The sequence below is a fragment of the Enterococcus rotai genome, assembly GCF_001465345.1.
GTDB lineage: Bacteria > Bacillota > Bacilli > Lactobacillales > Enterococcaceae > Enterococcus_L > Enterococcus_L rotai.
Map to the genome: position 1 here is coordinate 3,190,565 of NZ_CP013655.1, position 24,028 is coordinate 3,214,592.

Consider the following 24,028-nt stretch of genomic DNA (forward strand, 5'->3'; position numbering starts at 1 on the left):
AAAATAAAAGTAAACCAGTCGTAAATCTTACAACAAGCGGTATTTTTGCTACTTATTTAAAAATCAAAACAAAAATGGCTCTGCCTTTTGATTCTAGTCAAAGTTGCGTTATACTTGAAGAAGAATCTTATTTACTAGGAGGCAACAAACTATGTTGAAAATCGAACGAATACAAACTGGCGTTATCCAAGAAAATTGTTACTTAATTTATAATGATACAAACCTTTTAATTATTGATCCTGGTGATGAAGCAACTAAAATAGCCGCACTTATCCAAAAAACGGGTAAAAAGCCGATCGCAATTTTACTGACTCATACCCACTATGATCACATCGGTGCGGTTGAAGAGTTGCGCCATCTTTACACTATTCCAATGTATGTCAGCCCGCTTGAACAAGAATGGCTTTCAAACCCAATCTTCAATTTATCTGGTCTTGGCCGTCATAATGATATTGCCGATATTATCGTCCAACCTGCAGAAGTAGAATTTGAATTGACTGATTATAATTTGGGCGGTATCAACTTTTCAGTTGTACCAACGCCTGGACATTCAATTGGAAGTGTTAGTTTTGTTTTTGATGATTTTGTGGTGACAGGAGATGCGTTATTCAAAGGCAGTATTGGTAGAACGGATTTACACACTGGAGATATGCAGCAATTGCTACACAGTATCACTACTTACCTTTTCACATTGCCCGACGAGTTTCCAGCCTATCCTGGTCACGGTGATGCAACAACAATCGAACATGAGAAAAAAACAAATCCTTTCTTTAATTAACACTTTTTAAACTCGTTGATTTGCTTTGAAACACAGTGAATAAAATGAACAGATGTTGAAAAGTACAAGGTGTAGCGAAGCGAAACGTTTTTACCCTGTGCTATCCAACTTTGCAGGCTTGCCTTTCGAAAAAAAGACAAAATAGGCCCGTGACAAGAATAGCCACAATCCTATTTTCTTGTCAGAGTTGAACGAGCCTGCTGCGCTTTTAATTTAAGGAGGAAATTTGAGATGAATGAACCCACAACGTTATATATTATTCGTCATGGTAAAACAATGTTCAATACAATTGGTAGAACCCAAGGTTGGTCGGATACACCATTGAGTAAAGAAGGTGAAGAAGTCATTCACTATTTAGGTCTTGGTCTTAGCAATACGGAGTTCAAAGAAGCTTACTCTAGTGACAGTGGACGTGCCATGCAAACTGCTCGAATCATTTTACAAGAGCATTCTAATGGTCAATCGATTCCATATGGCACAGACAGTCGTATCCGTGAGTGGTGTTTCGGCTCTTTAGATGGTGGATACGATGGTGAACTTTGGGGAGTTGTACCTAGAATTTTAGCGTTTAAAAACTATGAAGATATGATGACCAATAGAATCAGTTATAAAGATCTAGCGGATGCTATCATTGCGGCTGACACTGCAAATTGGGCGGAACCTTATGAAAAAATTCGTGAACGAGTTTGGAGCGGATTTGAAGATATTGCTCATCATCGTGAGAAAGATGGCGGGGGCAATGTATTGATCGTCTCCCACGGTTTGACGATTTCATTTTTGATGTCCTTAATTGATGATAGTTTACCGATGCAAATTGGTTTGGAAAATGGCAGTGTAACAAAACTTATCTATGAAAATGGCAAATTTACGATCGATACAGTCAATGATACTCATTATATTGAAGATGGCCGTCGTATTTCGAATCAACATTGATCCCCTTAAAAATAGACTGGAAAAAGCAGTTATTGCTTTTTCCAGTCTATTTTTCTCGATTTACGAATTAAATCCGCTAGAATTCTCAGTTCAATTCCTTTTTTACAATGCCAACGGCGCCTCTAGAATGCTTGATTTGCGTCAATGTTTCTTCGTAATTTTTAGCAGCATAAGCAAAAAAGAGCACATCCACTACATAAAGCTGAGCTGTCAATGATACAGTTGCCGCACTTCTTAAAGGCGCTTCTCCACCAATGGGAGTCAATAATAAAATTGTGCTCTTTTGTGCTAATGCTGAATCACTATTGGCAGTTAACCCGATCACTGTCAGACCTTTTTCAATGGCAAGATCAGCCAACGCATTGGTTTCTTGGTTTGATCCTGAGTTTGAGACTCCGATAAAAATTCCTTTCAAGTGATTCGTTCCGATTGCTGAAGCAAATAAGTGATGATCCATTGTAAAAAAAACACTTAACCCAAGACGCGTAAATTTTTGATAAATATCTTGTGCCACTAACGATGAAGCCCCTAACCCGTACACAAAAATGATCTCAGTCGTCTCCAACTTGCTAACAGCTTCATCGATGGCTTGATCGTCTAGATGCTCATTCGTTCTTTCTATGATATGAATCAAACGATGCTGGAGCTTTTCTTTGATTGCAGCTGTTGTTTCACCATTTTCAACCTCAGTATTCATTGGCGTATCCACTGCTCCCAAATTGGCTGAAAGCAATAACTTTAAATCAGTAAAACCGCTAACTTCGATCGAGCGGCAAAAACGAATAATTGCGGCCGGACTTGAGCCAGCTTTTTTTGCCAGCTCTTGAGCACTCAAATTAATCACTTCACTTGTATTTTTCAAAATATACTCTGCCACTTTTTGTTCAGATCCAGGCAAATGGTCAAAATGATCTTGTATCGTTAAAATTATATTTTGCTGCATGGCCTACACATCCTTCTTTTATGCAAAAATCAAACTAAATTTAATAGAGAAATTTCGGCAAGATACTCTTCCATTATAGCTAAAAATAAGCCGAAAAGGAATCTATTCGCCAAACTGAAATCACTTTTTGTAAAAAAACAACTGATCTCTTTCCATTTAGCAGTCAAAGCACCACAAATTAGGAGATCAGTTGTTTTTCAGTTGTTAAAATACAGCTTTATTTTTCTTGTAGATCTTTTGGAATCCCAAAGAAAAATGTTGCAACGAATCCACCAGCATAAGCGGCCAATAATCCTAAAACATAGGCTAACCATTGGTTGTTAGCAATCAGTGGAATCAACGCTACTCCACTTGGTCCGATTGCAATCGAGCCGACATTTCCAAAAGCACCAATCACGGCTCCGCCGATTCCACCACCAATACACGCTGTAATAAACGGACGACCTAAAGGCAATGTTACGCCATAGATCAATGGCTCACCAATTCCTAAAATACCCACTGGCAATGCACCTTTGATCATTTCAACTAGTTTTGTATCTGATTTACAACGAATCCATAATGCCAAAGCAGCACCGACTTGACCTGCACCTGCCATCGCAAGGATTGGTAGTAATAATGTCATGCCCGTTTGAGCAATCATTTCAATATGGATCGGTGTTAAAATTTGATGCAGACCAAACATAACCATTGGTAAGAAAGTTGCACCTAAAGTGAAGCCAGCTAACATACCACCTTTTTCTAAAACAACATTGATTACACCTACCAAACTATTGGAAATCAATCCAGCTACCGGCATGATTAGGAAAATTGTAATTAACCCAATCACAAGCAAAGAAACTGTTGGTGTAATGATAATATCAATTGAGTCTGGAATGATTTTGTGTAGTTGTTTTTCAATTAATGAAAGTAACCAAACTGCAAAAATCACACCGATAATTCCGCCTTGACCTGCTGATAACGTTCCACCAGTCAAGATATTAGGTAGTGGTGCTTCCGGATTCATTCCTGTTAACATTGTTACAGCACCAATCACGCCACCAAGCGCTGGTGTTGCACCAAATTCACTCGCACTATTGATCCCAGTATATAATGCTAAATAAGCAAAAATACCATTTTTTATAATATTTAATACATCGATATATTGCTGCCAAGAGTCTCCAATTGTACCGGCAACGAGTAAATTGGACATTACTGCGGCTATACCACCGATGATTCCTGCACCTACGAAAGCTGGAATCAATGGAACAAAAATATTAGAAATCGATTTCAAAACAGCTTTAAATCCAGAGTTATTTTTATTTTTTTCTTTCTGTGCTGCTTTGACTTGAGCTGCCTTTTCTTCCACTAACTGTTTCCCTGATTGCGCTATTTTCGGTTCTGGGAAAGGTTCTCCTAATTTTACACCCGCCATATCGACCATTTCTTGAGCTACTTTATTCACGGTTCCAGGCCCGATCACAACCTGTAGTGTATCATCTTCAACCACGCCCATTACACCGTCAATTTCTTTTAATTTTTCTAATTTCACTTTATCATAATCCCGAATATCCATCCGAACACGTGTCATACAATGCCGCAATTTTAAGACATTATCTTGCCCGCCTACCTCTTCATAAATTTCCCTAGCCAGACGTTTGATTTTATCTTCTGTCATGTCTTTTCCTCCTCATTTTTTAAATGGTATTTTTGATAAAATTATTGCCTTGTATTAATTTTTCTGCCGCTACTTCTTTTGAAGAATTTGTCAGTAACATGACAATTGCTAATTTCACATTTTCATCGGCTTTAATAAAATAAGCTGCTGCAGTTTCATAATCACAGTTTGTTGCTTCCATGATGATTCGTTTTGATCGTTCAACTAATTTTTCATTTGTCGGTTTCACATCCACCATCAAATTATTGTATACTTTACCAATTCCAATCATCGAAATCGTTGAGAGCATATTTAAGATCAATTTTTGCGCTGTTCCTGATTTCAAGCGAGTTGAACCTGTTAAGAATTCTGGTCCAGCATCCACTTCGATTGGAAATTGAGCATAGCGGCTGATTTCAGCCTCTTTATTACATGAAATCGAACCCGTAACAGCACCAACTGAATCCGCATAAACCAATCCACCAATCACATAAGGGGTCCGACCACTTGCAGCAATACCAATTACAACATCTTTATTCGTCAATCCCAACGCTTCTAAATCCTTTTGTCCAAATGCTTTAGAATCTTCTGCCCCTTCTACTGCCACGGTCATTGCTTCTTGACCACCCGCAATTAAACCTTGAACCATTTCAGGCGAAACCCCAAAAGTCGGAACACACTCTGCTGCGTCCAAGACACCTAAACGTCCACTTGTTCCGGCTCCCATATAAATCAATCTGCCACCGGCATTGAAAGCAGCAATAATCGATTGTATTAATGGTTCGATTTGTGGAAGTGCTTCTTTGACGGCAATTGCAACCTTTTGATCTTCTTGATTCATTTTCTCTAAGGCATCTTTGATTGTTAGTTCATCCAAATTCATCGTTTCCTGATTTCTACGTTCTGTCGTTAATTTTTCTAAATTCATCTTATAGTGACTCCTTCTCAATTAAATTAAACTTTTTACCTGCGCTGATCAATTTAAGCAAAGAGTGATCTTCTACTACAACTTTTGCGACAACATTGATTTTTTTATTTGCTGGCAACTGTTTTTTTACGATTTGTATTTCTCCCATATATCTCCCGTATTGAACATTATCAATAGTCACACTACCTATTTCACGATCTCTTACCGTTTCTGGTTCGATTCTATTTATTTCCTTAAACCGTGCAGCTGCACTTCGGATTACATCACGAGCTTCATCTTGACGATTAACATGTGTACCCAAAATAAGTGAATAGTAATCGCTCCCCACAGATTCCACTTCTAACTGCACTGTTTGATCACAATTGTATCTAGCAAATTGCTGCATCGTTCGTTCGTTTATTTCAGGATCACCTAAATAAACACCGTCTATCTGATCGTTTTCTTGTAGTTCAATCGCTGCTGCAAATGGGTTTTCGTAACGATGTTTTTCAAGTGTAGGTAATCCTTCATATAAAGGCCCTCTTAGTTTCTTATTGCCTGGAACAAATGCAAAAACTTTAAATCCTGATTCTTGTAGCCAGCTATTTTTTTCGTTAAAAAAGGTACTGGACAAACCTGTTTCAGGTCTAGGGTAATAATTATGCCAAGCTTCAAATTTTGAAAAATCCGCTTTAAACATCTGCAATTCTTGTACATCTTGCGCAGTAATTGTACTGGCGTTCAAACCAATATTTAGATGATGAGAGGCTTCAGCAATTACTTGATTTGAAATAGCATAGTCCATACGCAAGCCAGTAACGCCTATTGAAGTAATCTCATCCAAACGGTCAAATGAAAACCCTGCGTGTATCAGTGCTTCGCCTGAAATATCGACCATTAACTTCATATCCAATTTTTGAGCAATCGAACCAAGCTCTCTTAGCCGTTGACGGTACAAAGCAGAGTCGTCTTCCGGGATGTGTAACGAAGTAAAGATTCCATTAAAGCCAACTTCACTCATTTTTTGAATATAGTTGCGTGTGTCATCGGTGATCTCTTCGCCTAAAAATACTGAAATACCATACATTTTTATTTGCTCCCTCCTAATCCGCTTTCATTATAAAACAAATGAAATAATATTTCAACTTATTTATTAAATATAGAATATAAATAAAATTATTTTTCAAAAAAGAATAGAAAATAAGGCTGGAACATCACTCTAAGAGTCATATTCCAACCTTACATAAACTGAATCACATGTTGTTTTAAGCTTAGCCTGATTGATTAGCTATGCTTTAGCAAGACCAACTTCATCGCCAGCCTTTACAAAACCTGTTTTATTAAGTTCAAAGCTCTTCACCTTATCCATATTGGTGATCACAACAACCATATCCGTTGCTTTGCCAGCAGATTTGATTGCTTCTAAATCAACTGCTGCAATTTGAGTCTCTTGTGATACTTTAGTTCCTTCACTAACTTTTATATCAAATGGTGTTCCATTAAGTTCAACCGTATCGATTCCCATGTGTAACAAAATTTCAAGCCCATTCGCCATTTTCATACCGACAGCATGTTTGGTTTGAAAAACACTTAAAACTTCTCCTACTATTGGTGAATAGATAGCCCCTGATTCAGGAAGAACTGCAAAACCGTCTCCCATCATTTTTTGTGAAAAAACAGGATCATTTACATCGCTGATTGGGATCAATTCTCCTGTAGCTACTGCGTATAGCGTTTCATTTAATTGAACTGGTTCTTTCTTTTTCAAAAATCCAAACATATTTTCTCCTCCAACTTTTATGAATAGTAATAGTATAGAAAATTCTTTGAATAATTACAATACAGAACAGACCAGTCTCTAAATTTTTCTATTGGTCATGAAAACTTAGTTGGTTTTTCTGATTGTAAAAGGTATACTATTAGTGATTGACTATTTTATGCTGGAAAGGATTGAACCTATGCTTTTATCAAATTTATGGAAAGCAATTATTTTAGGCATTATCGAAGGAGTCACCGAATGGCTCCCTATTAGTAGCACCGGACATTTGATCTTGGTCGATGAATTCATTAAAATGAATCTCAGCAAAGACTTCATGGAAATGTTCAATGTCGTCATCCAACTTGGTGCGATTATGGCTGTTGTTGTGCTTTATTTCCACAAGCTAAACCCATTCTCACCTCAAAAAAACGAAACAGAAAAGAAAGATACTTGGATTCTTTGGTCAAAAGTTATTGTGGCTTGTGCGCCAGCTGCAATCATTGGTATTCCACTTGATGATTGGTTGGAAGCAAAATTTCATAACTTCTTTACCGTTGCATTGATGCTGATCGTTTATGGAATCGCCTTTGTGGTCATCGAAAAAAGGAATCGAGATCGTAAACCAAAATGCACCGATTTAAGAGACTTTACCTATAAAGCCGCAGCAATCGTCGGGTTCTTCCAAGTGCTCTCATTAATCCCTGGTACTTCACGTTCAGGAGCAACGATTCTTGGTGCAATTATTATTGGAGCCTCACGTTTTGTCGCAACAGAATTTTCATTTTTCCTTGGAATTCCGGTCATGTTTGGAGCAAGCTTTTTGAAAATTGCAAAGTTCGTAATGAAAGGAAATTCATTTGGCTTTACTGAAACATTCATTTTATTGGTTGGCTCGATTGTAGCATTTGTTGTTTCAATTATTGTAATCAAGTTCTTATTGAACTACCTAAAACGCAACGATTTCACCGCTTTTGGTTGGTACCGAATTGTATTAGGTGTGCTACTCATTAGTTACTGGCTATTTTCATAATAACATTTAGAACCGATTTAATCGGTTCTTTTTTTATGCGGATTAAAACTATATTTTTTAGAACTTGTTGATTTATTATAGAATTACCTTGAATTATGTTGATAATGATTATCATTACCAATTAGAATTAATCTATTTTAAATACACGAAGAAACACTATAATAACAGCGTTAATCTAATTGATAATCACTATCGTTCTCAATTAAGTGATTTAATTATCAATTAGAATTTATTTGTGCTATGCTCATTGTAAGGAGTGATCACAATGAAACTTTCAGAGGAAAAAAAAGCAATTCTAGCTACTATCTTATGTTTACTATTTATGATCGTCGGTTTTATTTTAGAAAAATCAGGTTTACGCTTTTATCCACTCATTTTTGTCACAGCTATTTTTTTTGGTGGTTATAAGCAAACAAAAGAAGGCATTCTTGATACTTTGGAGAATAAACATCTTAATGTGGATTTATTGATGGCCTTAGCCGCGATCGGAGCTTGTATTATTGGCAATTGGTTTGAAGGGGCAATGCTGACATTCATTTTTTGTCTTAGCGGGGCTTTAGAGGAATACACAACAAACAAAAGTAAAAAAGAGATTGCCAGTTTGATGAATATGCAACCTGATACTGCCTATTTACTGGATGAGTCAGGCAAAACAACAGAAGTTACTGTGACTCAATTACAGATTGGCGACCTACTGCTCGTCCCTAAAGGAGCGCGGATCCCAATAGATGGTACTTTGGTAAAAGGTTCATCTACGATTGATGAATCCGCAATCACTGGCGAATCTGTCCCAGTAGAAAAAGGAATAGATGCTCCACTCTTTGGAGGAACAATCAATTTAGGTGAAGCACTGACAATGACAGTCAGCAAAACAAGTGAAAATACTTTATTTGCCAAGATTATCCGCCTAGTTGATGAAGCACAAAATACCCCCTCTCAAACTGCGAGCTTTATTGAAAAATTAGAAAACACCTATGTCAAAATCGTTTTGATTGCGATTCCTATGATGATTTTGATCCCTTATTTATTTTTAGGTTGGTCTTGGTCAGAAAGTTTTTATAGAGGAATGGTACTACTAGTTGTTGCCTCTCCTTGTGCATTAGTTGCTTCTGCAACGCCTGCAACACTAGCTGCTATTTCTAATGGTGCCAGAAATGGCGTATTGTTTAAAGGCGGTGTTTACTTAGAAAATCTAGCCTCTCTAAAAGCAATTGCCTTTGACAAAACAGGAACGTTAACCCGAGGCACGCCTGTCGTGACCGATGCGATCTTTTTAAAAAATAAAGAAGAAGCTTTAACGATTCTTTTAGCCATGGAAAGACACTCGACACACCCTTTAGCTCAGGCTATTCTCCTCCGCTTTGAAGATGAAGTTACTGTAGATTATAGCCAAATTGAAGTCAAAACTATTGTTGGTTTTGGTATGGAAACAACGATTGGTTCTACAACTTGGCGCGTTGGTAAAGGTACCTTTAATAAGCAAACTATTCTAAATAACAACTTGGAACTTGAAATCGAGCAACTTCAAAATGAAGGAAAAACAGTCATTTACCTATTTCAAGATCAAGAACTTATTGCTTATTTTGGACTCCTAGACGTTCCAAAACCAGAAGCAAAGAGAGTCATCAAGTATTTCAAACAAGCAGGAATCCAAACGACCATGATCACTGGTGATCACAAAAAAACAGCTCTTGCTATAGCAGCCGAGCTTGGAGTGGATGATGTTTATGCTAATTGCTTACCAGAAGATAAAACCATTCTGATCAAAAAACAAAAGGAAACTTATGGCGTTAACGTAATGGTTGGTGATGGCATCAATGATGCTCCAGCACTAGCGAACGCGGCCATCGGTGTTGCGATGGGTGAAGGAACGGACATCGCAATGGATGTAGCCGATATGGTGTTAATGCAAAACGACTTGGAAAAGCTCCAAATGAGTCATTTACTTTCAAAAAAATTAAAACGTATCGTAACCCAAAATATTATTTTTTCTGCGGGAATCATCGTGCTGCTTATCTTATCAAATTTCTTTCAACTCATTAATTTACCACTAGGCGTTATTGGTCATGAGGGAAGCACGATTTTGGTCATTTTAAATGGTTTGAGAATGTTGCAAACAATTCCTATTGAAAAATCTCAAGCTACAAGTTTTTCTACACAAACCACAGAATTTATTTAGAAGACTCCAGCTATTCATATTCCGTTACGTTCCTATTTTGATAAACTGAAAGTGTCAGATAAACTTTTTTCGTTTATCTGACACTTTCAGTTGTTTTTGAACTTTCAATGCCATTCTTCCAAAAATTCTTGTAAAAAACCTTCTAAAAATTCTTGCCGCTGCTTGCCTTTTTCTTTGGCATAAGCTGTATTTAATCGTTCGTTTAACAATAAAATTTTCTCATAAAAATGATTGATAACAGTGCTCTCTTCTCGATATTCTGCTTTAGATTCGAGTGTTCTAGGTTTGATGTTGGGATCATAGATTTTGTTTCCTTTATGACCGCCATAATAAATCGTTCGAGCAATTCCAATTGCGCCCATGGCATCTAAACGATCTGCATCTTGCACTATTTTCCCTTCAATCGTCAGTTTTTCAGCAGTTCCAGCCAATTCTTGGCTAAATGAAAGATTGGTTATTATATGAATGATTTGTTCAACCTGTGTTGTAGAAACATCAATTTTTTGTAAAAATTCTTTTAGTTGTTGATAAGCTTGCTCTGGGTTTACGACTAACTTATCGTCCACTGTATCGTGAAGATAAGCTGCAGCTGTTACGATAAAATGATCACAATTTTCAGTTTCCGCAATCTCACTAGATAAGCGCACTACTCTATTAATATGATCCATCCCATGACCTGATTGGTCGGTTTCCATTATTGATTGGGTATAACTTTTGATTGCTGATATTTTTGGTTGATCCATCTAGTCCCTCCTATCAGTGAATAGAAATCGAGTTCTCGTATCTTTCCTACCAGTCAGATAAATAATTAGACAGTAACAACCTGTGTTTTGTCCCTCTTTATTTTTCTTTAAATCAACTATTTTTTATAACTAATCCACCAATTACATCAACCACAGATTCACTAGCATTCAATAGTTCTTCTAATTGATCATATACATTTTTCCAACGAATTACTTCGATAGGATTTTGTTCCTTTGTAAATAAGGCTTTTAAAGAGTCACTATATAGTTTATCCGCTTTTCCTTCGATTTCGCTTACTTCATCGATCATCGCATGCAACGTTTTAGAATTTTTGAATTTTGCAAACTCTTTTGTAGCCGTTAACACACCTGCTGTGGCTTCTACTGCATACGTAATAAATACCTTGGCATTTTCAGTCAATTCTTTCACAACTAAACTACTTAGTAAATAAGCAATACTATTGATCGTATCTAATACGTCATCTAACCGTTGCGTTATTTCGACAATATCTTCTCTATCGATTGGTGTGATAAATGAAATATATAATTCCTTCATTATTTTTTGAACGATTTGATCGCCTTCACGTTCTAATAGATGGATTTGCTCCGCATCCGTTTCTAATTTTTCTAACGAATAATCACGACCAATCACTTCTAACAATTCTGCTGCTTGGTGCGCATTTTTTGCCAAATGTTCTAATTCTCCAAAATAATCAAATTGCTTCTTTCTAGCCATTTTATTCTCTCCTTAAAATAGTGCTATAAATAGTTTTGCCATAACAAAGGCAATGACACCACAGCCTGGAAATGTTAAAATCCAAGCAATCAGCATCTCTTTGACAATCCGCCAATCAACGCTTGAAACTCGTTTGGAAGCACCTACACCCATAATGGCCGTCGTCTTAGTATGAGTAGTTGAAACTGGAATACCAAAAATAGAGGCAGCAAACAAGCAAATCGCTGTACTTAAATCAGCTGCAAATCCTTGGTAACGCTCTAATTTTACCATATCCATCCCAACTGATTTGATGATCCTCATCCCACCAACAGATGTCCCAAATCCCATTGTGACAGAGCAAAGCACCATGACCCAGATTGGAATAATAAAACCTGAACCTGATTTTTCTGCTAGGTTATTATAATAAAGTCCCAGCATAAAGACACCCATGAATTTTTGACCATCTTGAGCACCATGTAAAAAAGCATTCGCAGCTGCACCAAATGCTTGCCCATAGGTAAAGACTTTATTTGCAGTCCTTCTAGCAACATTTTTGAAAAGGATTACAATTAGCTTTGTGACAAGGAAACCACCACCAAAGCCCATCACCGTGGAAACAACTAAACCAACTAGCACTTTGCCCCATTCAGAACCATTCACTGCACCAAGTCCGCCTAAAGCCATTGCCGACCCTGTCAATCCAGCTATCAGGGCATGACTCTCACTTGTAGGAATACCAAAATACCACGCTGCTACCGACCAGACAACAATCGAAAATAAAGAAGCCGCTAGAGCTACTTGCGGGGCATTTCCCTGTGCATCAAAACTCACGATGTTACTAATCGTCTCAGCAACCTGTGCATTAAAATAGGTCATCACTAATGCACCAAAGAAGTTCATGACAACAGCCATCCAAATGGCCAGATTTGGCTTTAAAACACGTGTAGAGACAGCGGTTGCAATTGCATTCGGCGCATCAGTCCATCCATTTACAAATATCACGCCCATCACAAGTGTAACCGTTACAACTAAAGCAATATTCACATTGACACCACCATTTCATTTTTCCCCTGTTATGATAGCATATTTTTTATAAAATGTATCTATTTTTCCTAGCAAACTTGATTTCAAATTGATTTTTAGCTAAAGAAATCAATATTTTTACTGTTAAGGAAAAAAACTTGTCATCTTTTATTGCAATGCCTGTTTGGATTAGGTATAATGATTAGTGTTGAATTACATATGGATTTTCCTGTGTAAGACCTTAATTTATCGGAGGTGAAAGAAATGCCAAATATTGAATCTGCAATCAAACGTGTACGTACTAACGCTAATAAGAATGCTCAAAATTCATCTCAAAAAAATGCTATGCGTACAGCAATCAAGAAATTTGAAGATGCTGTAGCTGCTGGTGCTGACAATGTGGATGCGTTATATACAGAAGCTGCTAAAGCTGTTGATATGGCTGAAACAAAAGGATTAATCCATAAAAACAAAGCAAGCCGTGACAAATCTCGTCTAAGTAAAAAATTAGCAAAATAATGATTTTTAGAAGTTAACATTTATGTTAGCTTCTTTTTTATTTTGTAAAGAAAAGCGCGAGATAGGCTCAAAAAGCTTTATCTCGCGCTGACAATTTTTACTCGATTTGTTGAACTAGTCTAGCTCTACTGACATTGATTTTCGATTCCTTTACGGTCGATCTGAATCCAATACTCCGCTATTTTTCCTCTTTCAACTAAGTAAACAGCACTAGCAATCTGAATGATTGTTTTATTTTTATCTGTTTGTCCAATTTGTTTCCAACGAACATAGACTTTATTTTCATCCGCTACTATTTCTTGAATAATCAATTCAAATTGTCCATAAAGTTCCTGCATCTCTTCTACGTGCTCAATATAATCTTTAGGTGATCTAGTGATTGTATATTCATTTTCAGACTGAACTTGATGAGCAATGACTTGTTCATGCATAAACTCATATGCTGCTTGGAGATTTTTTCCAGAACGAACATTTTCAAAAAACGCGCTCACTATTCTTTTGGCCTCACTCAAACAACTCTCTCCCTTTTTAACTAGCTACTTGCCCAGATAATTTTAGAATAAATAACTCAAATAGCAACTCTTTTTCCATTTTACCTGTTTTCATTTTAAAATCGTTCTCTACTAATTCATCATAAATAGCTTCTAACCGACTTAATTCAAAATTACGAACTTGCTGCAACGCTAATTTAACGCGGTAGGGATGGATTTTTAAGGTTTCTGCAATGTTCGCTTGTTGATAACCTAATTTCGCTAAAATTTTAGTTTGCAAAAATAAACGGATTTGATTTAATAAAATCGCGTTTAATTTGATAGTTTCCTCACCTTGTAATAATAAGTCTTCATATAATTGAATTGCTTTTTCTCCATTACCAGATAAAACATCATTCGTTAAATCAAAAACGTTATGCTCCAATGATTTAGGTACTAACTCTTTGACTGCAATTAGTGAGATTATTTTGTTATCAGAAGCGTACAAAAATAACTTTTGTAACTCTCCCATAACTTTTGATAAGTTTAAATCTGTTAGTTGTAACAATAAATCAAATGCTTCAGGACGAATTTCATATCCTTCGCTTTGAATCGTTTGTTCAACATATTGCCTTACATCACGTTCTCCCATTGGATTAACATCAATAACTTCTGCCTGTTTTTTTACAGCCTTCGTGACTTTTTTTCGTTCATCTAATTTTTCAACATTCGCAATAAACACTAAAATAGTCGTTGGCGATGGCTGTTCTAAGTACTTAAGCAAACTATCTATATCATGATCTAGCCCATTCGTTTTTCGTTCGGCGGTTAAAAAATAAGGATTCTCAATAAAAACTAATCGATAGTCGCCAAAAAAAGGAATGGTTTCAGCTTCTTCCATTGCGACAGATAAGGGAACTTCTTCCATATCAAAAGAAGAATAGTTGAACTGATCATCTTCTGTTTTGATCAGCTGATCCATCAATTCTGTTTTAAATAATTCACTTAAATAGCCTTCTGTTCCTTGGACTAAATAAACAGAAGCAAACTGCTGTTGTCTTACTTTTTTCAATGCCTCTTGTAAGTTCATAAATTCCCTCATTTCTGTATCCATCCTATCATGTCATTTCAAGAAATGCTAGTCTTCTTCAATGATTGTTTTAGCCGCTGACATTTTTGTTAAAGGTGTCCATTCATAATAGACCATACCATTTTCATCCGTTCGATACTCATTGATTTTCGCTGCCTTTAATGTTGAAACGGTTGCTTCATGAGGATGATCAAATCGATTATTCCGACCACATGAAATTACCGCATCTGATAAGTCGATGCTTTGAATAAACGAAGCATCTGATGACGTCATACTCCCATGATGTCCCACTTTCAATACGTCTATCTTCAATGAAGGAAATTGTTTTATCAATTGTACTTCTCCTTCTTTTTCTAAATCCCCAGTGAATAAGAAACGTTTGCCAGCTAATTGAGTATAGACTACCATAGAATCTTTATTTTCTCCTGTTCCTGGAGTAGTTGGTGCGAGAATCTTTAACGGGATTGACTGGCTGATCACTGCGCCTGCCAGAACTGGGTAACACTTTGTTCCACTTTTTTTTAGCCCCTCAAGAAGTCGAAGAAAGGCGACTTTTTTCTCTGTACCTTCGGGAAAATAAAGTGAACGAATTGGAATCTTTTTATTGATTGCGAGTAAATCACCACAATGATCGATATCTCCATGGCTGATCAACACTTTATCCAAATATTTAACGCCTTTACTTTTCAAATATGGAATCACAGAATAGTCAGCATTCATTTTTTTATTCTGTCTAGTTGCCCACTTTTCTTTTCCAAAATCAAGCTTGCCACCCGTATCGATCAGCATATTTTCTTGATGAAACGGTGTTTGAATAAAAATACTATCTCCTTGTCCAACATCAATAAATGCAACAGTGCCATTTGGCGAAAAATATTTACTAAAAAGCAGTAAAACGATTGCTACAGCTAATCCATAAACTTTGTTGGATCGTTTATACAACATTTGCAGAAACAAAAAAAGTAAGATAGAAAGCGTTAGAAACAAAATTGGTGAAAAGGCTCCTATCACCAATGTAACGGTACTGTGATGGCTCAACCATTCAAAAATACTTTGTTGGATCAAAAAATAAACTTCCAGTCCCCTAACTAAAAGCTGCAGTTTGAAGATAAATGAACTCACCAAACTAACCATTAAAATGGGTAAGATAAATTTTTCAAACACAGGGAGCAGTAAAAAAGTAAATAGGCTGCTTGTCAACTGCCACTCAAAAAATGTTAACCCAACCAAAGGAATCATCATGACATTCAACAATATAGAAAAACAGTACATCCGCAAATAGCGATTATTGATCCGCTCTGTAATTGGCTGAACATACAAAATGAAAAAAGATAGCCCGTAACTTAACTGTCCACCGACTGAAAATAGTAAATAGGGTCGAAAAAACAACCCAACTATCAGCGTCACACTCCAACAATCTAATCCTGACAAGCCCCACTTAAATTCACGATTACTTAGTGAAATCATACTTTGTAGCAAAGCTCGAACAACACTGATTGAAAATCCAGTAAGGCCCCCATAGACAACCGAGAAGACCAGTTGTAGCCAAAATAGACGTTCTATTGTGATTCCTGCTCTTAAAAACAAATACCTAAAGCTCCCCACAAAAAAAAACACGTGCATTCCAGATAAACTAAACAAATGAAGAATACCTAAATTCGCTAGAACTCCTTCTTTTTGTGAAAACTCACTTGATTTAAACCCAAAAATCAACGTCTTAAGATATAATGCCGTTTCGCTCAAAAATACTTGGTCACAATAATCGATTGCCTTTTTCCTGTAAACACTTAGCCATGAAAGAATATCGTAAACCTCTGGAATTGCTTTTTTTATTGTATGGATGTTAGTGATCGTCAATGTTTGATAGACATTATTTTCTTTTAAATACTTTTGATAGTCAAATCCATTAAGATTTGTTTTTGCTAGTGGTGTTTCAAACTCGCCTATAAGATCGATAGTTATTGGTTGATTTACTTTTTGCCAGTTTCGTTTTTCACGTTCTGATGAAAACTGATAAAATGCTACTACTTTTCGCTTTTCTTTTTTATGAGTAGCAAATGACCCCTCTAACTGGAGACGATCCCCATCGATCTTATATCGGTCTGGCAATATAGATAGTTGCCCCTTTACTGCGGTTCTTTCTGGAAATTTTGAGTGTTTTTCTTTGCTGCGGATTTGCCAACATAGACCTATCATCATAAAGATACATAAAAAACTAACACTAACAATCATTTTATTTCCTGTACAGACTACGCGGCCAATAAAAGACAGCCAGATAATGCCGGTTAAAAGTGTTGGTTCTAAAACGAAAAAGACTGTTCCTATCGTTACTAATACTGGAAAAATCCAGTAATTATTGATCTGTTTGAGATGCTTCGTCCACTGAAGCAAGCTCTTCTTCTCCTAGTTGTAATTCAGCAAAATTTTTTTTTGATAAGGTTACCTGATCTACTGTTGCACCTACTTGCTTGATCAAAGCCAATGCATATTCATCATTTCGATAATCTTTTAGGTAATGAATTTTTTTGATACCAGCTTGTAAAATCATCTTGGTACACTGTAAACAAGGAAAATGAGTCACATAAATCTCAGCACCTTCTGTAGGAATGCCAAATTTGGCACATTGTAAGACTGCATTCATCTCTGCATGGATCGTCCTTACACAGTGACCATCCACAATATAACAGCCATCATCTATGCAGTGAACATCACCACTTACTGATCCATTGTAACCTCCAGCAATGATTCGTTTATCCCTAACGATCGTTGCACCGACTTCAAGTCTAGTACACGTACTTCTTAACGATAAAAGCACACTTTGTGCCATAAAATATTGATCCCAAGGGATTCTTTCAAATGTCATAGTTTGCTCCTTTTATGATTTATTTATTTTTAAAGTTATTCTGCCGATAGTTAATTTTTTTAGTAGGATATACAAATAGTAAATTATAGAAAAAGTCTCGTCAAGAACCTGCATACTATATTTATAAAACAGTGCTATTTATTCTCCAGAATTCAACACTATTTTACACTTTAATCGACTCTTTTAGTTTTTCAAATGTTTTTTCGCCAAAACCTGAAATATTTTTTAGCTCGTCAATTGTTTTGAATCCGCCCTTTTCTTCTCGGTAGCGAATGATCTCTTGGGCCTTTTTCTGACCAATGCTAGGCAAGGTTTGCAGTTCAGACTCATCAGCCTGGTTAAGATCAACTTTACTTGTGTCTTTTGAGGGATTTTCTTTAGCCTCACTACCTTGGTCTGAAAACTGAACCTCCTCGCCAAATTGGGGAACATAAATCACCATCTGATCTGTGATTCGTTCAGAAAAGTTGACTTGCTTTGTGTCTGCCTCCTCATTCACTCCGCCAGCAAGCATCACAGCGTCCCAGACACGCATATTAGCCTTTCCTTCATACATCCCTGGTTTTTTCACAGCGCCCTTTATATCCACGTATATTTGCTGTGAAACCGACTCACTTTCTAACGATTGAGATGCGCTAGTTGAATTCATGATCAATGCTTCATCTGGATTCGGCACTTGCTTTTGTTTACTATTAACGATCATGAAAAAAATACTTCCGCTGATCAACAGTACTAAAATCATCCCAACAATTAAATATTGTTTATATTTTTTCAACAGCTCACGATAATCCATACTTTTCCTCCTTCAAAATAAAGATACGCACTATTTTTCTATTTTCATGATAGAAAAGGAAAAAGTTCATCGTATAATAGGGTAAGAAGGTGATAAAAGATGGAGAAGGAAATTATAGCGTTATTAATAAAGCGGGATTTTTTAGGGTTAGAACAATTTATCGATCTATTGGGGAGTGATATCGTTAAATGCATCCGGGCGCTCTTAAATCATCCGGAGGAAATAACCTATCGGAAAGAAGCTGAAAATGAGGTGTTTTATCGTATTTGGCAGAAAATAGCTAGTTACGATGCGGATAAGAGCAGCTTAAAAACATGGAGCTTAACCATCACACGGAATATTTGTTTAGATAAAAAACGAGCGATCATTCGTGCACAAAATATAATTCCCATGGAGCAACTCCCTGAAAGTCCCCTAGTAGATGACTATTTTGAAAAAGAGAATTTCTTGGATTTGTTACAAAATTTATCAGAAGAAGATCAATTGATTTTCCTTAAATACTACTATTATCAAGACACACCAAGTGAAATTGCCAAGGAATTAACAATGGATGTTACTCAAGTTTATAATCATCTATCTCGTGGTCGAAAAAAAATCAAAGAGTTATTTGATCCAAACATCTGAACAACTGGCGAAAATAAAAACAAGGAGGAATTGTCATGGTCAATCCATTTAAAGCTGTTATTAACCAAATCAATAAAGACATCACAACTAGCAAAAATAAAGAATTGAATACTCAACAAAAAAGAAATTTATTCAATCAAACAAAAATGTATATTTTTTTGCAAGATTTTATCGAGAAAATGAAACCTTACCTTGAAGATGGAGAAGAAATCCATGCCTACTTACCAATGACAAATGATGGTCAGAATGCTTCTGTTGTAGGACTTGGTTTACTCGGAATGTATCATCCCGAATCAGAAGAAGCAAAAGCTTACGTGAAGGATTTCAATGATCTCAGAGGGAATCGAATTCTAATTTTCACTGACCAACGAATGATTTTTACAACAATCATCGAATTTTTAGACCACAGAACTTTTTTTAGCTACCCTTATACAACGATCAAAGCAATCACGCTAAAGGAAAATAAAATGAATTACTTTGATTGGGATGATTCTTTCCCACCTAAACGGGTTGCTCTTTATACCTATACGTTTGATTTTGAATCGGAAGACCATATCTTTTCAGAATTGTTAGGGCAACATGATGCGGATATTTTAAAACGTCAATTGTTGGAAATTCCAGCATTGCAAACTATTCTTGTCACAAGAAAAGTCTATCGCGAACGTAGATTTGATAGAGTCGTTAATAATCCTGTGCTGGCTTATAGGCTTATGTATTATTTCTCCATCTTTGCAGCCATAACCTTCCTTTTGATCTTAGCTTTAGGTGGTTTCTTCCATATTGGACCAGCAAAACAAATGTTCGATTTCACTACAACGCCTACGATACAAATGCTTTTAAACTGGTCTTTTTTATAAAAAAACAAGCCCTGATAAAACAAATCACTTGTTTCATCAGGGCTTATTCCTTATTTTTCTTTCAACGTCTCTAGATAATCTAACGCATCTTGAACATTTTTAACTGGAACAATTTTCATCTTTGTGCCAATTTTTTCAGCTGCCGCTTTTGCTTCTTCATAATTCGTTTTGATTTCTGGTTCTGCTTTCTTCATCTCTTTGGTGATCTCATCATCAGGGGCAAAGAAAATCTCTGTATTGTTTTTGCTAGCCGTGACAACCTTTTTATCGATTCCACCGATTCTACCTACAACACCATCTGTATTGATTGTTCCAGTACCAGCGATTTTATGTCCTTTACGAATCCCTTTTTGTGTCAATTGTTCATAGGTTTCAAGTGTAAACATCAATCCAGCTGAAGGTCCACCGATGTCTCCAGCATCGATTTCGACAGGAATCGATGAGTCAATTTCAGTATGATCGGTCAAGCCGATGCCAATACCAGGCTTTTTATCCGTCTGTAATTCAATCAGTTTGCCTGTTGCTTCTTTCGCTTTCCCGTCTTGTAAAAAGTCTACGGTTACAACTTGTCCGACCTTTTGTTTTTTTACATACTCAACAAATTCTTCGCTACTTTTAAATGTTTTCCCATCAATCCCTGTAACTGTATCTCCGACTGAAATTTTCCCTTTAAAACTAGAGTTGTCCTCAATAGCTAAGACATAAACCCCTTTGAATGTCATTTCATAAGGAACTTTAGCAAGCTTCAGGGCTTGTTCGATCGCAGCGTTTTTGGAAGAATCCATATAGTATTGTTGAATTCTTTCGTACTCACTGTTTGTACTAGATCCCATCAAGTCTTCTTTACTCACTAATTCTTGAAAGTCAGAAAATTTAGCTTTTAAGGCTGAAGCTAGTGTTGCTTTACGTACACCAACAGTCGTTAAATAAAAAGCTCCTGGTTCTGAATCCTTTTTATTCTCTACGGTCACAAATTCTTTTAGATTCTCTGTTGTACCAGGTCCTTCGATGTAATAGGGAATAGGAAAAATCATTATAATGATCAATAAAATAACTACTGCAAACGGCAGCATCGATTTAATCGATATTTTTTCTTCATGCTTATTATTCATTTGGCTTCATCTCACGATTCTTTTGATTTAGTGCTTGATCGACAACTAAGGGAAGATATGCTGAGACATCTCCGCCAAATTTCAGCACTTCTTTTAATAGACTTGAACTCACATGTGCGTAGGCTTCATCTGCCAATAAAAAAACCGTTTCTAACTCAGGTGCTAGATGATGGTTCATCATTGCGATGTCTTTTTCGTATTCATAATCTTTCACATTTCTGATACCTCTAATTAAAAAGTTAGCCCCTAACTCTGCAGCACTTTCAACAGTCAGTTTGCTTTCTTGAGCAATGACTTCGACATTTTCTAAGTGTGCAACAGCTTGTTTAATCAACATCAGTTTTTCATCTAATGTAAAAAGAGCGGCCTTGTTGGTATTTACAAAAACACCGACAATTACTTTATCAAACATTTTTGTACCACGCTCGATCATATTTAAATGACCATTAGTTAACGGATCAAAACTTCCAGGAAAAAGAGCAATTCTAGTCATTATTGGCCTCCTGTTTATAAATAGTGATTTGCGTGATTCCATACGTCGTCTCACGCGTTTTGATCAACGTCCCAATAGTTTCAGTAAGATCCACTGACTTATCGGTCTCACAAACAATCATAGCATCTTCACTTAATAATTTATAGGCTAGCATTTGCTCTAATTGCTTGACAATTTCCTGTTTTGCATATGGTGGGTCCAATAAGACCAAATCTAGTTTTGTCCCTTCTTGTTTTAAAAATTCTAGTGCTTTATTCGCATCCATTTTTTTGAGGATAAACTTTTCAGATTCTTTCGTTACCTCAATATTTTCTTTGATGATTTTAAGTGCAGCAAAATTCTTTTCAATACAAATTCCTAGATCCATCCCCCTAGATACTGCTTCTATCGCTAGGCCACCGCTACCAGCATATAAATCTAAGACAATTCCTCCATCAAAATAAGGTCCAATCATATTGAAAATCGATTCTTTAACTTTGTCTGTTGTAGGACGTGTATTATCACCATCAAGTGCTTTTAATCGTCGTCCGCCATATTCCCCTGAAATAATCCGCATCTGTTTGTGCTCCTTTACTTGATTGTTCAGTATATATTAAACGTACTTAAACTATACAGAAAAAAGATGAAAAATGTTTGAAGTTCGATCACATTTTTCATCTCAAATTTTACACATTTTCAGCTAGACGAATTTGAGTATTTAGTTCCTCAACTTCAAAGCCTTCTTCTTTTTCATGCTGATAAGCTGCTTTTGTACCGATTTTCTCAGCAAAGTTCATCTCCACATCAGGACGATAAGAGCGTTCTACTCTACGGACAAAGTGTAGCCCATTGATTTTCGCTTCTGAACTTTCAATAGCCTCTTCATTCATATAAATCACCACATATTTCATTCGACGAGAAACATAATGGATCAACCCAAAACGCTTTAGCGTTTTCAATTGTTTCAAGCTATATACCCACACAACTAAACAGCGCCGCTTTTGGATAACAAATTCTTTTTCTTCATTAACTTGCATGACAACTACCTCCGCAACCTGAATGTTTTCCTTTTTCAAAGAAAGGATTTCCAGCATCTACTTTAATATCATCTGAAATAGTTTTAGCTACAGCCATCCCTATCAAATCTAAAACCGTTTGAATCTCTGTTTCAGAAAAACGAAATTCAGCTACTTCTTCACTCAGATCCAGCGCTCGTTTCGCTTTTCGCACAGCTCGTTGTTTTGTTCGGAAATCTGGAGCATGGTTACCATACGCTTCGATTCGTTCAAATGAATCTTTTGCCTCTAAAAATGCTTTTTGTTTGGCTTGAACATCTTTTGAACTGTACATTGTTTGACGATTTACTTTATACGTTTCAAAGCTCTCGCTTGCTAAAATTGCTTGGACAAGTTTTTCTGTCTGATCTTCTATTTCAAAAAGTTTTTCTGTCACTATCATACTTATTCACTTTCCTCTGTTTGAGATATTTCTTTCTCTGTTTCTTGTAATAAGACTAACATACTTGCTTTAGAGAAAGCAACGCCAATGTTCTCATTTTCTTCGTGTGCAAACCTAGAATGATATAATGAATCTGAAAACCAAGAAAGGACTGTAATCGTTGGATCATATACTGGCTCGATAAACATCCCCGTTGCCTTTTTTTTGTCTAGTTGTCCAACTTTTAATAGTTTTTGATATTCGTCATTTGTCAATGTAAAAAGAGCTGATGCGGTCATCTGTTCTTTACTGAACTGCCAAGTTTCAGCCCGTTCTGATGAAAGGATATTTTTTTGATTTTTAACTAAGGTTTCAAAAAGTTTTTGAGCATTTTTTTGGCTTTCTGTATTTACATGGTAAGTTGGTAAGCCTTCTTTCACCCTTAACAAATTGATTGTTCGGATCACCTGATTACTTTTTACAGCGTCAAAACTTGCCGCTTGTTGATTTGTAGAAAAAGGAATGACTTCACCTTCAATTAATTGGTATGGCATTAAAGTCAATAAAGCTTCTTTATTTAGATAAGTAACGGCTGACAATTTCCCAGTTCCATGATTGAAAAATAATATTGCAAAGGTCTTATTATCAAAGGCAATCAGAGGACGGTAATTCATATCTTCTTCCATCAGCTCGATATTATAGTTATTTTCTTTATATGTAAAGGCAAAATTTGAATAGATGGTCATTAATTCTGAAACATCAGATAATTGCATCCCGATTGAAAATGGTGCGACCTCTTTTGAGTTGTTAAAGGCTTTGATTGTACTAATTTTTTCATCTACTACATTCAGCTCTAGGTAATCCGCATCTTTTTCCCCATATAGCCATAACTCATAGCCCATGCTACTCTTTTGTTTTTCAAGGGGTTCACCAAAATCTGTTACAAATTCAGAGACTTTTTTACCTATGTATACAGCATAACCAGAAGTTGAAATTTCTTCATAAGGTAAAGCAGTATGGGAGATCATTGCGCTCCCATGGTCTGCTTCTTGTTGGACTTTTTCAGCAGGGAAAAAAACGGGTTGTAGATAACCAATAATCAGGACTACAGAGAAAACGCCTAAAAAAGCTAAAAATCGTTTCAT

26 protein-coding genes are annotated in these 24,028 nt (G+C 36.3%); 7 read left to right on the top strand and 19 right to left on the bottom strand.

From position 1 onward, the window contains the following. Nucleotides 1-151 precede the first annotated feature (151 nt). Entirely contained in the window at nucleotides 152-778 is a 627-nt protein-coding gene (locus ATZ35_RS14220) for an MBL fold metallo-hydrolase (protein ID WP_208927814.1), read from the top strand. A gap of 231 nt (nucleotides 779-1,009) precedes the next feature. Further along, a complete protein-coding gene (locus ATZ35_RS14225; RefSeq protein WP_208927815.1) occupies nucleotides 1,010-1,711 on the top strand; it encodes a histidine phosphatase family protein in 702 nt (233 codons plus the stop codon). A gap of 85 nt (nucleotides 1,712-1,796) precedes the next feature. On the opposite strand, the gene ATZ35_RS14230 is transcribed toward ATZ35_RS14225, so the two are convergent. The 5 genes from ATZ35_RS14230 to ATZ35_RS14250 all read right to left on the bottom strand — a co-directional run bounded on the left by ATZ35_RS14230 (nucleotide 1,797) and on the right by ATZ35_RS14250 (nucleotide 6,974). Further along, nucleotides 1,797-2,654 (bottom strand): MurR/RpiR family transcriptional regulator, encoded by an 858-nt coding sequence (locus tag ATZ35_RS14230; protein WP_208927816.1) that lies wholly within the window; start codon nucleotides 2,652-2,654, stop codon nucleotides 1,797-1,799. Between the two features lie 217 nt (nucleotides 2,655-2,871). Then, nucleotides 2,872-4,308 carry a PTS transporter subunit EIIC gene (locus tag ATZ35_RS14235; RefSeq protein ID WP_208927817.1) on the bottom strand — a complete coding sequence of 479 codons (1,437 nt, stop codon included), beginning with the start codon at nucleotides 4,306-4,308 and terminating at the stop codon, nucleotides 2,872-2,874. A gap of 19 nt (nucleotides 4,309-4,327) precedes the next feature. Next, entirely contained in the window at nucleotides 4,328-5,215 is an 888-nt protein-coding gene (gene murQ, locus ATZ35_RS14240; RefSeq protein ID WP_208927818.1) for an N-acetylmuramic acid 6-phosphate etherase, read from the bottom strand. Between the two features lies 1 nt (nucleotide 5,216). After that, nucleotides 5,217-6,281 (bottom strand): DUF871 domain-containing protein, encoded by a 1,065-nt coding sequence (locus ATZ35_RS14245; protein ID WP_208927819.1) that lies wholly within the window; start codon nucleotides 6,279-6,281, stop codon nucleotides 5,217-5,219. Between the two features lie 201 nt (nucleotides 6,282-6,482). After that, complete coding sequence (locus ATZ35_RS14250) at nucleotides 6,483-6,974, bottom strand: PTS sugar transporter subunit IIA (RefSeq protein WP_208927820.1); 492 nt, start codon at nucleotides 6,972-6,974, stop codon at nucleotides 6,483-6,485. A gap of 178 nt (nucleotides 6,975-7,152) precedes the next feature. Between ATZ35_RS14250 and ATZ35_RS14255 the strand changes: the two genes are divergently transcribed. Then, the gene (locus ATZ35_RS14255; protein WP_208927821.1) at nucleotides 7,153-7,983 is read left to right on the top strand and encodes an undecaprenyl-diphosphate phosphatase; all 831 of its coding nucleotides are present in this window, start codon (nucleotides 7,153-7,155) and stop codon (nucleotides 7,981-7,983) included. A gap of 265 nt (nucleotides 7,984-8,248) precedes the next feature. Continuing rightward, on the top strand, nucleotides 8,249-10,162 hold the full coding sequence (locus tag ATZ35_RS14260; RefSeq protein WP_208927822.1) for a heavy metal translocating P-type ATPase: 1,914 nt from the start codon (nucleotides 8,249-8,251) through the stop codon (nucleotides 10,160-10,162). A 104-nt stretch (nucleotides 10,163-10,266) separates the two neighbouring features. On the opposite strand, the gene ATZ35_RS14265 is transcribed toward ATZ35_RS14260, so the two are convergent. The 3 genes from ATZ35_RS14265 to ATZ35_RS14275 form a co-directional block, all read right to left on the bottom strand. Then, a complete protein-coding gene (locus ATZ35_RS14265) occupies nucleotides 10,267-10,905 on the bottom strand; it encodes an HD domain-containing protein (protein WP_208927823.1) in 639 nt (212 codons plus the stop codon). A 112-nt stretch (nucleotides 10,906-11,017) separates the two neighbouring features. Continuing rightward, a complete protein-coding gene (locus tag ATZ35_RS14270) occupies nucleotides 11,018-11,641 on the bottom strand; it encodes a DUF47 domain-containing protein (protein WP_208927824.1) in 624 nt (207 codons plus the stop codon). A 12-nt stretch (nucleotides 11,642-11,653) separates the two neighbouring features. Then, nucleotides 11,654-12,631 (bottom strand): inorganic phosphate transporter, encoded by a 978-nt coding sequence (locus ATZ35_RS14275; protein WP_208930501.1) that lies wholly within the window; start codon nucleotides 12,629-12,631, stop codon nucleotides 11,654-11,656. A gap of 279 nt (nucleotides 12,632-12,910) precedes the next feature. Here ATZ35_RS14275 and rpsT point away from each other — a divergent pair, with 279 nt between their 5' ends. After that, nucleotides 12,911-13,165 (top strand): 30S ribosomal protein S20, encoded by a 255-nt coding sequence (rpsT, locus tag ATZ35_RS14280; RefSeq protein WP_010772698.1) that lies wholly within the window; start codon nucleotides 12,911-12,913, stop codon nucleotides 13,163-13,165. A gap of 125 nt (nucleotides 13,166-13,290) precedes the next feature. Here rpsT and ATZ35_RS14285 read toward each other — a convergent pair whose 3' ends face one another. The 5 genes from ATZ35_RS14285 to ATZ35_RS14305 all read right to left on the bottom strand — a co-directional run bounded on the left by ATZ35_RS14285 (nucleotide 13,291) and on the right by ATZ35_RS14305 (nucleotide 18,381). Next, on the bottom strand, nucleotides 13,291-13,677 hold the full coding sequence (locus ATZ35_RS14285) for an ester cyclase (protein WP_208927825.1): 387 nt from the start codon (nucleotides 13,675-13,677) through the stop codon (nucleotides 13,291-13,293). Nucleotides 13,678-13,693: 16 nt separating this feature from the next. Next, on the bottom strand, nucleotides 13,694-14,725 hold the full coding sequence (holA, locus tag ATZ35_RS14290; protein ID WP_208927826.1) for a DNA polymerase III subunit delta: 1,032 nt from the start codon (nucleotides 14,723-14,725) through the stop codon (nucleotides 13,694-13,696). Nucleotides 14,726-14,773: 48 nt separating this feature from the next. Next, nucleotides 14,774-17,116, bottom strand: coding sequence for a DNA internalization-related competence protein ComEC/Rec2 (locus ATZ35_RS14295; protein ID WP_244148175.1), 2,343 nt, complete (start codon nucleotides 17,114-17,116; stop codon nucleotides 14,774-14,776). Further along, nucleotides 17,079-17,588 carry a ComE operon protein 2 gene (locus ATZ35_RS14300; protein ID WP_208927827.1) on the bottom strand — a complete coding sequence of 170 codons (510 nt, stop codon included), beginning with the start codon at nucleotides 17,586-17,588 and terminating at the stop codon, nucleotides 17,079-17,081. The genes ATZ35_RS14295 and ATZ35_RS14300 overlap by 38 nt, the downstream gene beginning before the upstream one ends. Nucleotides 17,589-17,751: 163 nt before the next feature. Beyond that, the gene (locus ATZ35_RS14305; protein ID WP_208927828.1) at nucleotides 17,752-18,381 is read right to left on the bottom strand and encodes a helix-hairpin-helix domain-containing protein; all 630 of its coding nucleotides are present in this window, start codon (nucleotides 18,379-18,381) and stop codon (nucleotides 17,752-17,754) included. Between the two features lie 99 nt (nucleotides 18,382-18,480). Here ATZ35_RS14305 and ATZ35_RS14310 point away from each other — a divergent pair, with 99 nt between their 5' ends. Both ATZ35_RS14310 and ATZ35_RS14315 read left to right on the top strand, forming a co-directional pair. Further along, nucleotides 18,481-19,005 (top strand): sigma-70 family RNA polymerase sigma factor, encoded by a 525-nt coding sequence (locus ATZ35_RS14310; protein WP_208927829.1) that lies wholly within the window; start codon nucleotides 18,481-18,483, stop codon nucleotides 19,003-19,005. A 35-nt stretch (nucleotides 19,006-19,040) separates the two neighbouring features. Beyond that, nucleotides 19,041-19,862: a PH domain-containing protein gene (locus ATZ35_RS14315; protein ID WP_208927830.1), complete on the top strand. Its 822-nt coding sequence runs from the start codon at nucleotides 19,041-19,043 to the stop codon at nucleotides 19,860-19,862. Nucleotides 19,863-19,912: 50 nt separating this feature from the next. On the opposite strand, the gene ATZ35_RS14320 is transcribed toward ATZ35_RS14315, so the two are convergent. From ATZ35_RS14320 to ATZ35_RS14345, 6 genes are all read right to left on the bottom strand, one after another. Beyond that, nucleotides 19,913-20,974, bottom strand: a complete 1,062-nt coding sequence (locus tag ATZ35_RS14320; protein WP_208927831.1) for a SepM family pheromone-processing serine protease — start codon at nucleotides 20,972-20,974, stop codon at nucleotides 19,913-19,915. Beyond that, nucleotides 20,967-21,467, bottom strand: a complete 501-nt coding sequence (gene coaD, locus ATZ35_RS14325; protein ID WP_208927832.1) for a pantetheine-phosphate adenylyltransferase — start codon at nucleotides 21,465-21,467, stop codon at nucleotides 20,967-20,969. Before coaD ends, ATZ35_RS14320 begins: the two co-directional genes overlap by 8 nt. Next, the gene (gene rsmD / locus ATZ35_RS14330; RefSeq protein ID WP_279614935.1) at nucleotides 21,460-22,053 is read right to left on the bottom strand and encodes a 16S rRNA (guanine(966)-N(2))-methyltransferase RsmD; all 594 of its coding nucleotides are present in this window, start codon (nucleotides 22,051-22,053) and stop codon (nucleotides 21,460-21,462) included. Before rsmD ends, coaD begins: the two co-directional genes overlap by 8 nt. Before the next feature lie 79 nt (nucleotides 22,054-22,132). Further along, nucleotides 22,133-22,483: a YlbG family protein gene (locus ATZ35_RS14335; RefSeq protein WP_086279261.1), complete on the bottom strand. Its 351-nt coding sequence runs from the start codon at nucleotides 22,481-22,483 to the stop codon at nucleotides 22,133-22,135. Beyond that, complete coding sequence (locus ATZ35_RS14340; protein ID WP_086279260.1) at nucleotides 22,473-22,904, bottom strand: YlbF/YmcA family competence regulator; 432 nt, start codon at nucleotides 22,902-22,904, stop codon at nucleotides 22,473-22,475. The genes ATZ35_RS14335 and ATZ35_RS14340 overlap by 11 nt, the downstream gene beginning before the upstream one ends. A gap of 2 nt (nucleotides 22,905-22,906) precedes the next feature. After that, nucleotides 22,907-24,028: a CAP-associated domain-containing protein gene (locus ATZ35_RS14345; protein ID WP_208927834.1), complete on the bottom strand. Its 1,122-nt coding sequence runs from the start codon at nucleotides 24,026-24,028 to the stop codon at nucleotides 22,907-22,909.